Genomic DNA, 11,499 nt, shown 5'->3' on the forward strand with positions numbered 1-11,499 from the left:
TCAACCCACCTTCCGTCCAGCCATCGGCTGAGCGATGGTCGGCTGAGCGATGGTCGGCTGAGCGACGGTCGGTTGTCCGACCGAGGCGGCCCGGGCCCGGCGGGTCTCAATGCCGACGAGGTCGTCCGGTGGCGCGTCCGGCACCTGGTTGTCGAAGGTGGCCAGGGTCCGGGTACGCAGCGACACCACGGCGGTGAGCGCGATGCAGAGCCCGAACACCACGTAGAGCAGGCCGATGCCCCGGCCGGGGCCGACGCCGATCACCGCGCCGACGGTGGGAGCGAGCGCACCCCCGGGCAGCAGCAGCGGTTCCAGGGCCCGGGTGGCCATCGGAGCGATGACTCCCCAGCCCAGCGGCATGGTCGACCAGGCGACCATCTGGTTGAGCGCGAACACCCGACCGTGGAACCGGGGCGGCACCTTGGTCTGGATGATCGTGTTGTAGACCCCGTTGACGATGCCGAGCGCGAGGTACATGCCGAAGGCCCCGGCCCCGATCAGCAGGAGATTCGGGCGTAGGCCGGTGACCACACAGGCCACCGCGACACCCAGGGTGCCGAGGAGCACGGCCCGCATCCGATTCCGGCGCGGTCCACCCCAGACGAGCATCACCAGCCCGCCCACGGCCGCGCCGACGCCGCCGGTGAGCGCGATCTGTGCCACCTCGGGCAGCTCGGCGAAGCCCAGCACGAGTGGCGAGAGCAGGTACAACACCGGGAACAGGAACAGGTTCAGCGCGGCGAAGAAGACGAGCATCGTCCGGAACTCGGGCCGCCGCCACGAGTAGCGCAGCCCACCGACGATCTCCTCGCCGATTCCCTCACGGCGTTGCAGGGCGAGGGTGTGGGGGAACTTGACGACCAGCAGCACCCCGATCGCGAAGAGGTACGCGAACACGTCGATGACCATGATCCCGGTCAGGCCGACGGCCTCCAGCAACGCGACCGCGATCAGGGGTACCAGGAACTGGGTGAGGCCGGTGGCGGTCTGTGCCAGCCCGTTGGCGTGCCCGAGGAAGCGTTTCGGCACCAGTTGCGGTACGGCGGAGACGAAGGCGAGGCGTTGGAACGCCAGCGCGACGGAGAGCCAGCCGACCAGCAGGTAGAAGTGCCAGATCTCGGCCCGGTCGGTGAGCAGCAGACCCGCCATGACCGCCTTCGCGCTACCAGCGGCGAGGCTGGCCAGCAGCATGATCCGCCGTCGGCTGGTCCGGTCGATCAGCGCCCCGGCCACCGGGGCGACGACCAGGCCGGGGAGCAAACTGAGGATGGCGAAGAGGGCGAACCGGGCCAGTGAGCCGGTCTCCATATAGATCCACAGTGGTACGGCGAAGTTGGTGAGCGCCGTACCCGTGGTGGTGATGATCTGGCCGGCCGCGACCATGCCGAAGCGGCGCATGCTGGGCTGCGGACCGGCAACAGCCGGCGTACGCGCCGATGTCGATGTCGATGCCGGCTGGCCCGGCCGTTGGTCGGAGACGTCGGCCAACCGCCACGCGGGCTCCGCCGCGGCGGCAGTTGCCGCATCAGTCGCCGCAGCCGTCGTATCAGGGGCCGGCGCACCTATCCGGGACGGCGGCTCGCTGAGCCGGTGGTGGACCGTCGTGACTATCTCGGCCAGCTCCTCGGCACGGTACTTGAGGAAGTAGTGGCTACCCTCGTCGATCACGGCCAGCGCGGTCCGGTCGGTGAGGAAGTGCCACTCCCGAAACCGTTCCTCGTAGTAGTCCGTGCTCCGGTCACGGTCACCCGCCACCGAGATGATCGGTGAGCGGAGCGCGGCCACCCGCTGCTGCATCAGGCCGGTGAAGTAGTCCTCGGAGACGCGAGCGTCGTGCCGCATCGCCCGGATGAGGAAGGCGACCTCGTCCGAGTCGAGTGAACCGATCGACGTGCCCTGGGCCTGCAACCAGGTGCGGTAGATCCGGTCGCTGCGGATGTGCTCGGCCAGGCGCAGCCGCAGCAGCGGACCGAAGACGCCACCGGCCGGTCGCCCGAATGGGAAGACCGCGCCGAGGTAGACGGCTACCAGGTCCCGGCCGGCCGCCTCCAGCAGGCGGGCCACCTCGACCGCCAACGCGCCCCCCGGGCCACAGTGGCCGTACAGGATCACCGGCCCGTCGACCCGGTCGAGGATCTCCGCGACCACCGTCGCGGCCACCTCCTCGATCGGTGCCGGGTCGTCGGCCAGTCCGACATCGTGCCCGGGTACGGCCACCGAGAGGAGCCGGTAGCCGGCCGGCAGCGCGTCGGCCAGCGGCTGGTAGACCACGGCGCTACCACCGCCGTACGGGACACAGACCAGGGTGGCGATCCGCTGGGCGGCCGGCCCGGGGGCGGTCAGTTCATGCAGCAGGCCGCTGCGGTCGATCTCGTCGGTGGCCAGCAGCGCGGCGAGTTCGCGTACCGTCCGGTGCCGGAACAGGTCCATCACACTGACCACCGGGCCGGTGCCGCCCTCGGTCGCACCCGGCAACTCCCGGCGTAGCCGGGCCACCACCTGGGTCGCCAGCAGCGAATGCCCGCCCAACTCGAAGAAGTCGTCGGTCGCCCCGACCTTCGCCACCCCGAGCACGCTCTGCCAGATCCCGGCGATCAGCGTCTCGACCGGCCCGACCGGTTCGACCTGCCCGCCGGTCGACGGCTCGTCGCTCGGCTCGGGGAGCGCCCGGCGATCCACCTTGCCGTGCTCCTGCAACGGCAACCGGTCCAGCCAACAGAACCGGCTGGGCACCATGTGGTCGGGCAGCCGCTCGCCGAGCAGCCGACGCAACTCGCCAGGCTCCGGATCGCCGACCACTTGGTCGCCAGCGTCCGAGCGGTCAGGCTTTGCGCCGAGGGGCGCTGGCATCCGCTCCAGGTATGCCACCAGCCGCTCGTCCCGCAGCAGCACCACGGCCTGCTGCACCCCCGGGCAGTCCCGCAGGGCGGCTTCCACCTCGCCCAGCTCCACCCGATACCCGCGGATCTTGACCTGGTGGTCCCGCCGGCCCAGGAACATCAGCTGCCCGTCCGCGCGCCACCGGCCCAGGTCGCCCGTGCGGTAGAGGCGGTCGCCCGGTGCGCCGTACGGGTCGGGCATGAACCGCTCGGCGGTCAGCGCGGGACGATGCAGGTAACCCCGAGCCAGCCGGTCGCCACCGAGACAGATCTCGCCCGGCACCCCGATCGGCACCGGTCGGAGCTGCGCGTCGAGCAGGTACACCCGGGCGTGCGGCATCGGCCGCCCGGTCGGCACTAGGCCGCCACCCCGCTCGTCTGCCGCCACCTGGTACGTGGTGACGCCGACCGTCGCCTCGGTGGGCCCGTAGTGGTTGAAGACCTGAGCCGGGCCGGCCGCCGCCAGCTCGGCAGCCCAGGACAGGTCGGCGGCCTCACCACCGAGGATCAGGGCGCGGGCGGGCAGGAGTGCGCCGGGTTCGACGTCGGCGGCGAGTGCCCGCAGGTGCGAGGGAGTGATCTTCAGGTAGTCGATCCGGTGCCGGTGCAGCTCTTCGGCGAGTTCGGCTCCGGTGCACCGACGCGGCACCAGATGCACCGTTCCGCCGGTGGCCAGCGCGAGATAGAAGATGGTGACGCTGAAGTCGAAGGAGAGCGACGACAGCAGCGCGTAGCGGCCGGCCGGGACCACGTCGAGCCGGGTGGCCACCCCGTCGAGGTAGCGGAGCACCTGCCGGTGCGCGACCGCCACTCCTTTCGGCGTACCGGTGGAGCCGGAGGTGTAGATGACGTAGGCGAGGCCCCCGCCGGTGGCACGCGGTCCGCCGACCGGCGTTTCCGGGCACCGGCCGACCTCGTCGACGACCTGGTCCAGGCAGATCGGTTCGGCATCGGCCAGTGAAAGCTGTGCCCGTAGCGAGCTGTCGGTCAGCACTACCGTGGGCCGGGCGTCGGCGAGGATCATGGCGAGCCGGGCCGGCGGCTGCTCGGCGTCGAGCGGCAGGTACGCCCCACCGGCGCGGAGCACGCCGAGCAGTGTCACGGCGAGTTCCACGGTCTGGTCCAGGCAGACGCCGACCACCGAGTCCGGGCCGACACCGCGACTACGCAGGTAGTGGGCGAGCTGGTTGGCCCGCCGGTCCAGCTCCCGATAGGTGACCGAGTCCGGGCCGCTGACCACGGCCAGCGCCTCGGGCGTCGTGGCGGCGTACGGGGTGACGAGGTCGGCCAAGCTGGTCGACGTACCGGTCACCGGGGTGACCGCCTCCGGCGCGTCGCCAGGGGTGCCGAAGCCGAGCACCCGGGCCTGCTCATCGGGCCCGAGCAGGTCCAGGTCGACCAATGGCAGGTCCGGTGCCGCCAGCGCGGCCCGCAACAGGGCCCGGTAGTGGTCGGCCAGTCGCCGCACCGTCTCGGCGTCGAACAGGTCGGTGTTGTAGACGAACATCGCCCGCAGGTCGTCGTCGGTCTCGTTGACGTATAGCGATAGGTCGAAACGCGCGGCGGCGGTGTCGGTACCGAAGCCCTCGGTGACCAGGTCCGCCGGCCATCGGCTGCCGGTCCGGGCGTAGTTCTGGAGGGTGAAGAGCACCTGGAAGACCGGGGCACGGCTGACGTCCCGGGCAATGTTCAGTTCCTTGACCAGCCGCTCGAACGGGACCTCCTGGTGGCTCAACGCCCGGACCACTGTGGTGCGGTTACGCCGGAGCAGGGCGCCGAAGCTGGGCTCCGTACCGGGGGTGTGCGCCGTAGCACCGGTCGGGGAGAGGTCGGCGCGCAGCGCGAGGGTGTTGACGAAGAGGCCGATCAGGTTCTCCAGTTCGGGGACGACCCGACCGGCGACCGGTGAACCGATGGCGAAGTCCCGCTGCCCGCTGTAGCGGAACAGCAACGCCTGGAGACCGGTGAGCAGCGTCATGTAGAGCGTGGCCCGGTGGGTACGGGAAAGCCGGCGTAGTCCAGCGGTGAGTTCGGCATCGAGCTGGAACCGGTGGGTGTCGCCCGCGTAGGACTGCACGGCCGGCCGGGGCCGGTCGGTCGGCAGCTCCAGCGGCGGTACCCCGGCCAGCGCCGAGGTCCAGTAGTCGAGTTCGCGCTGGGCGGCCGGCCCGTTCATCCGGTCTCGCTGCCAGGCGGCGTAGTCGATATACCGGACGGTGGGGGCGGGCGGTGCGGGTCGGGCATCGCGTAGTGCGCCGTAGAGCGTCGCCACCTCGCCGAGGAGCAGGTCCAGCGACCAACCGTCACTGACGATGTGGTGCATGCCGACGTGCAGCACGTGATCGGTGTCGGTCAGCCGGATCAACAGCGCGCGCAGCAGCGGGGCGGTGCCCAGGTCGAACGGGGTCCGTACCGCCTCGGCCACCAGGGCGCGGGCGTCGGTCTCGTGTGCGGCGGTGGCGAGGGTGACCGGTACGCGTACCCGGTCGGCCACCTCCACCAGCGGTTCGCCCCGGTCGTTCTCGGTGAAGCGCAGTCGCAGGCTGTCATGCCGCTGCGCGGCGGTGTCGATGGCGGTCTGCAGCAGGTCGCTGTCCAGAGGTCCGATCAGTCGAACCGTGGCATGTACGAGGTATCCGGCCGTGCCGGGGGTCAACTGTTCGGTGAACCAGATTCGTTCCTGACCGAACGATAACGACGGAGTTTGCCCGGTTGGGGGAATGTTCCCTTGTGGCGGGATCGGCGCAGCCCGCAGCGGAATGTCGACATTGGTCACGCGGCTGCCTTCTCGCTTTGGCGACGGGAGATGAGCAGTCTGCCGGCTTACGTCGAAGTAGCGGAATCGCCTGAACGGTGCACTGCGGAGAGCCCGAACGATCGATTACCGGGGTAGCTTGCCGGCATACCGTCAGGAATGCGATTCACGGATGCCGTAGTGCCACGTGAGTGGGCCACGGAAAACCTGGCCTTTGCGGAGTTTCGCGGAAACCGGACGGAGCCCGCGCCACTTACCTGGGCGCAGCAGGTGATGTGGCGCGCTGCTGCTCTCGATACCTCGAAGCGACACCACCTGTTCATGAATCTCCGGCGGACGGTACCCGTCTCCATTCGGCTGCGGGCCGACCTGGCCAGCGTGACCCGAGCGATCGGCGTACTGGTCAGCCGGCATGGGTCGCTGCGCACCCGGGTCAGCTCCGTCGATGGCGTGGCGCAGCAGGAGACGACCCCGGCCGGTTGGCTGCCACTGCTGGTCACCGAATCCGCCGGGGACGGTGCCGAGGCCGCGCAGGCGCTGGCCGGGCGACTCGGTGACGTCGCGTTCGACCACGCGGCCGAATGGCCGCTCCGGGTTGGCCTGGTGCTGGTCGATGGTCAGGTACGGCAGGTGGTGCTCGTCTTCAGCCACTCCACCGTGGATGCCTACGCGGCCGAGGTGGTGTTGCGTGACCTGCGGCTGATCCTGTTGCGCGGCGCGATCGCAACTCCACCCGGGCCGCAGTCGGTGCAGGTCGCCCGGGACCAGGACGGGATGGACCGCTATCGTTCGGAGCGGTCGGTGGCGTACTGGATCCGGCAGTTCGGCCGCCTGCCCGAAGAGCCGATGGAGCCGACCTGTCCGGAGCTTGCCCTGCGGCTGCACCGGGGAGTGTTGGTCTCTTCGGCGCTCGACACCGCTGTCCGGATGATCGCGGCCCAACACCAGGTCAGTGTCTCCGCGGTGCTGCTCGCCGGGGTGACGGCGCTGGCGGCGGGAGAGAGCGGACGCGAGATCTGCGGTTTGTTCAACATGGCACATAATCGTTTCCGGACCGAGTACGCGAATGCCGTGGCAAATCTGGGGCAGATCGGATTTTGTGTCCTCGACCTGGCCGATCGGCCGAGCTTTGTTGACCTTTTGTCTCGAGTGTGGCGGGCTTCCCTGGACAGCTATCGGCACGCCTACTATGCGCCGACGGTGATGCGGGGAAGATTTGAGGGGCTAGGGTACGAATACGATACTGCGTTTCTTCCGCACTACTATTTCAACGACGTCCGACTGTCGGGCGGAGGGGACGTCGAGACGGTGTCGATGACCCAGAGTGAACTGCGCGCCGAAATGGGGCGTAGCGCCTTTTCCTGGACCAGAGGATTGGACCGGGCATCCTGGCACCTGCTGACCCATGTCACCGACGAGCCGGGCGCGGTCGGGATCACCCTCAGCATCGACACCCGATTCCGGCCACCGGAGTCGGTGGAGCCGTTCCTGCGGAACCTTGAGGAGCTGCTGGTCACGGCGGCGTTCCACGACGTGCGCTGGCCGTGGCTACCGAGGTAGTCGGCAGCGACAACACCGTCCGGTCTCCGATCTTGAACAGCCAAGATCGAGACGTATGCTGAGAGATGCAGAATTCCCGGTCGACCGTCCCCCGCAGACTTGACCCGGCGGTGCCGGCGTACGCGGACTTCCACGGTGAACGGGCGACGACCGCGCCGCTCACCTGGGGACAGCGGGCCATGTGGCGTTCCGTGGCGGAGTTCGAGGAGCAGGAGAACTTCCTCAACCTGCGCCGTGTCGTCGCCGTACCCCGACGGGTCGAGGCGGACGTTCAGACAGTGAGCCGGGTGATTGGCCAGCTGGTCGGGCGGCACGAGTCGCTGCGTACCCGGGTCGAAGCCGTCGATGACGAACTGCGTCAGCGGACCTTCGCCACCGGGCGGATACCGCTACTGGCCCATGCCGTACCCGACGGCGACGCCGACCCCGAGGGCCGCTGCACCGCGCAGGATCTGGCCGACCGGCTGGGGGAGCCGCGATTCGACCACGCCGACGAGTGGCCGCTGCGGGCCGCCCTGGTCACGGCTGCCGACCGGGTACGGCAAATCGTGCTCGTGTTCAGCCACTCCACCGTGGACTTCCACGCCGTCGAGATCATTCTGCGGGACCTGCGGCTGCTCCTGCTGCGGGGGAGACTGACCACCGATCCCGGCCTCCAGTCGGTCGATGTGGCCCGGCGTGAACAGCAGGTCGAACGACGACGCTCGGACAGGGCAATCGCCTACTGGGTACGACAGTTCCGGCACCAGCCGCCGGGCATGCTCACCACGGCGGGCCCGGAACTCACTCCCCGATACCGGAAGGGCTCGCTGGCCTCTCCGGTTATCGACAGCGCCACCCGGCTGATCGCCGCCCGACACCGGGTCAGCACCGGCACCGTCCTCCTCACGGCGATAGCCGCCGCCTCCACCGCGATCAGCGGAGAGTCTGGCTGCGGGATCGTCACGATGGCGAACAACCGCTTCCAGCCGGCGTACGACGACGCGATCAGCAAGCTCAACCAGCTCGGCTTCTGCGCCCTGGACCTGACCGACCAGCCAAACTTCACCGAGCTGCTGTCCCGGACCCGGCAGGCGTCGCTGGACGGCTACCGGCACGCCTACTACGACCCGGCCGAGATGCAGAACGCCTTCGCCCAGTTGGGGCTGGACTTCGGCACGGTGCTGGCACCGTACTGCTACGTCAACGACATCCGACTGCCCCGCGAGGCACAGACAGCTACGGCCGGCCCGGACGAGGCGACGGTACGGGCGATGCGGGCGGCGACGACGTTCACCTGGACGGAGGCGTTCGACCGGTTCGCCTGGCGCTGCCGAATCCAGGTGGTCGACGCGCCCGGTGCGGTCGAGCTGGTGACCACCGCCGACACCCGCTACCTGCCGCCCGACCAGGCGGAACGTTTTCTGCTCGACATCGAGGAACTGCTGGTCGACGCGGCCTTTGCCGAAGGCACCCGGGCCGACTTGAGTTAGGAACGGCAGCCCGGATTGAGTTAGGAACGGCCCGGATTGAGCTAGAAACCGTCCATGATGCGGTTCTCCCAGGCCCAGGCGGTGATCTCGACCCGGTTACGCACCCCGAGCTTCGTCTGGATGCCGGAGACATGACTCTTGACGGTGCTCAGGGAGATGAACAGCTCGGCAGCGATCTCCTGGTTGGTACGACCGCGGGCTATCGTCCTGACCACCTCCAGCTCCCGATCAGACAGGGGCGGTACGGGTCTGCGTCCAGCCGGCACGGCCGCACGTGTCAGGTGGCGGAGCAGGCGCAGCGTGATCGAGGGCGAGACCAGCGCATCGCCGTTGTGGGCCGCGCGTACCGCCTCGACGAGGAGAGCCGGCCCGGCGTCCTTGAGGATGAAGCCGACCGCACCGCCGAGCAGCGCGCCGTAGACGTACTCGTCGAGGTCGAAGGTGGTGACCACGATGACCCGCAGCGGATCGACCACCCCCGGCCCGGCCAGGGCACGGGTCACCGCGATGCCGTCCAACATGGGCATCCGGATGTCGACCAGGCACACGTCCGGGCGTAGCCGCTTGGCTTGGTCGATGGCGTCCACACCGTCCACGGCCTCGGCCACCACGCTGATGTCGGGCTGGTTCTCCAGGATCAGCCGTAGGCCGCTACGTACCATCGCCTGGTCGTCGGCGACCAGAACGCGGATGCTCATCGCGCTCCCTTGGATGTGGCCGCTGACAGAGACTCGCCACGAGGAGTTTCCGGCGGTACGGGCAGCGTGGCCAGTACGGCCCAGCCCGCGTCCGGACGGGGACCGGCGTGCAACGTGCCGCCGAGCGTCTGCAGCCGCTCCCGCATTCCGATCAGTCCATAGCCACTGCGGTGCGGATACCGGACGGTGGCCGGCGCGGCATCGTCGACGACCTCGATGATGATCGTCTCCGGCCCCTGTTCGACGGTGACGGCGACCGACCGGGCCTGTGGTGCGTGTCGTGAGATGTTGGTCAGGGACTCCTGCACGATCCGGTACACCGTGCTGGTCAACTCGGGTGGCCAGGACATGTCGTCCACCGGCTTGCGCAACTGGATTGTCGGGCCGCCGTACCGGCTGAAACGTTCGATCAGATCGCTGAGCTGTTCGGGACCGGGAGAGGCGGGAGCGGCGTCGTCGGTGTCCCGCAGCAGGCCGACCACCCGACGCATGGCGGCGAGCGCATCGGAGCCGGCGACCTCGATACCCGCCAGGGAGCTGACCAGCTTCGCGGAGTTTCCGCTGGCGACGAGCTGTCCGGCCTGGGCCTGCAACACGATACCGGTGATGTGGTGGGCGACGATGTCGTGCAGCTCCCGGGCCAGCGCCAACCGTTCGTTGCGACGAATCTCCTCGGCCGTCTGGTGGCGATGCTGGTCGATCAGCCGCAGCACCACACCAGCGGCGATGGCACCGAGCCAGGCCAGGGCGAGCAGTACCACGATGGTCTTGAACCCTCCGGAGATCCAGCAGCCGATGACGACGGCGAGGCCACCGGCCGCGATGCCGCCGGCCCAGGGCAGGGGCAGGCTCCGGATCGCCGACCCGATCAGCACCGCCAGGGCCAGCGCGGCGACCGGCCCGGGTTCCTGCGGCAGATGGGCGATCTCGGCGACGGCGATGGCGGCTGCGGCGACGACCAGTCCAGCGATCGCCACCCAGGCCCGGTGGACCCGGCGGGCCAGGGCGAGTAGCCACATTCCCAGAGCTGCGGCGGCGTCGAAGAGCGCGTAGCCGCCGCCCCAGGTGTCGCCGATCATGAAGGCGGTGAGGGCCAGTCCCAGGACGGCCACCAGGCTGAAGCCGACGTCGAACGCCATTGCGGTCCATCGTGTCGACCGGATCGAAGTGCCCATGCGGTCCAGGCTAGGAGAACATCGGACCGGCTGAACCGGTCAAAAGTACGGTCACCAGACGGGCCAATCCCGCTTTGGACCGATGCCGACCGAAGACCCGGTTCGCAGGATGATGCCCATGCCACATGCAGATTCCCATCCGGTACTACAAGCCGAGGGGCTGACCAAGCGTTACGGTCGCCGTGCGGCGCTGGCCGGCTGCAACCTGAGCGTCCCGCGTGGGCGAGTTGTCGGCCTGGTCGGCCCGAACGGCGCGGGCAAGTCCACGTTGTTGCAGTTGGCGGGCGGGTTGATGACGCCGACGGCGGGGAGCCTACGGGTGCTGGGATCCCGCCCCGCAACCAACGCGGCGCACCTGGCCAAGGTCGGGTTCGTCGCCCAGGACACCCCGGTCTATGCCTCGTTGACGGTCGCCGAACACCTACGGATGGGCGCGAAGTTGAATCCCTCCTGGGACCAGGGGCTGGCCGAGCGGCGGATCGGGCAGGCGGGGCTGAACCCGAAGCAGCGCGCCGGACGGCTCTCCGGCGGTCAACGCGCACAGCTGGCGCTGACCGTCGCCGCCGCCAAACGCCCCGAGCTGCTGATCCTCGACGAGCCCGCCGCCGCCCTGGACCCCCTGGCCCGCGACAGCTTTCTGCAGACGCTGGCGGAGTTCGTCACCGAGTTGGGCGCCAGCGCCGTACTCTCCTCACACCTGCTCAGCGACGTGAAACGGGTCTGCGATTACCTGATCGTGTTGTGCGCCTCCCGGGTAGAGCTCGCCGGTGACGTCGACGAACTACTGTCCCGGCACCACTGGCTGGTCACGCCCCGGGGGGAGCTGGACCGGGGCGAACTGGACCGGGCACCGTTCGGAATCGAGGTCATCAGATTCCTCCGTGGATACTGCGGCCTTCAGGCCGGAGAGGAAGCGGACTCCTGCGGAGCAGGTCAGGGGTAGCCGATTCGCCGTCGAGG

6 protein-coding genes are annotated in these 11,499 nt (G+C 69.3%); 3 read left to right on the plus strand and 3 right to left on the minus strand.

The features are described from left to right. Positions 1–5,655 (minus strand): amino acid adenylation domain-containing protein, encoded by a 5,655-nt coding sequence (locus ACWDV4_RS21035; RefSeq protein ID WP_449981333.1) that lies wholly within the window; start codon positions 5,653–5,655, stop codon positions 1–3. A 138-nt stretch (positions 5,656–5,793) separates the two neighbouring features. Here ACWDV4_RS21035 and ACWDV4_RS21040 point away from each other — a divergent pair, with 138 nt between their 5' ends. Both ACWDV4_RS21040 and ACWDV4_RS21045 read left to right on the plus strand, forming a co-directional pair. After that, entirely contained in the window at positions 5,794–7,194 is a 1,401-nt protein-coding gene (locus ACWDV4_RS21040) for a condensation domain-containing protein (protein ID WP_449981335.1), read from the plus strand. A gap of 65 nt (positions 7,195–7,259) precedes the next feature. Beyond that, on the plus strand, positions 7,260–8,666 hold the full coding sequence (locus ACWDV4_RS21045; RefSeq protein WP_449981336.1) for a condensation domain-containing protein: 1,407 nt from the start codon (positions 7,260–7,262) through the stop codon (positions 8,664–8,666). A gap of 41 nt (positions 8,667–8,707) precedes the next feature. Here the strand turns inward: ACWDV4_RS21045 and ACWDV4_RS21050 are convergent, their stop codons facing one another. After that, positions 8,708–9,364: a response regulator gene (locus ACWDV4_RS21050; protein ID WP_449981338.1), complete on the minus strand. Its 657-nt coding sequence runs from the start codon at positions 9,362–9,364 to the stop codon at positions 8,708–8,710. Beyond that, entirely contained in the window at positions 9,361–10,539 is a 1,179-nt protein-coding gene (locus ACWDV4_RS21055) for a sensor histidine kinase (RefSeq protein WP_449981340.1), read from the minus strand. Before ACWDV4_RS21055 ends, ACWDV4_RS21050 begins: the two co-directional genes overlap by 4 nt. Positions 10,540–10,657: 118 nt before the next feature. Here ACWDV4_RS21055 and ACWDV4_RS21060 point away from each other — a divergent pair, with 118 nt between their 5' ends. Continuing rightward, on the plus strand, positions 10,658–11,482 hold the full coding sequence (locus ACWDV4_RS21060; protein ID WP_449981342.1) for an ABC transporter ATP-binding protein: 825 nt from the start codon (positions 10,658–10,660) through the stop codon (positions 11,480–11,482). Positions 11,483–11,499: the final 17 nt, after the last annotated feature.

The organism is Micromonospora sp. NPDC003197, assembly GCF_053590565.1.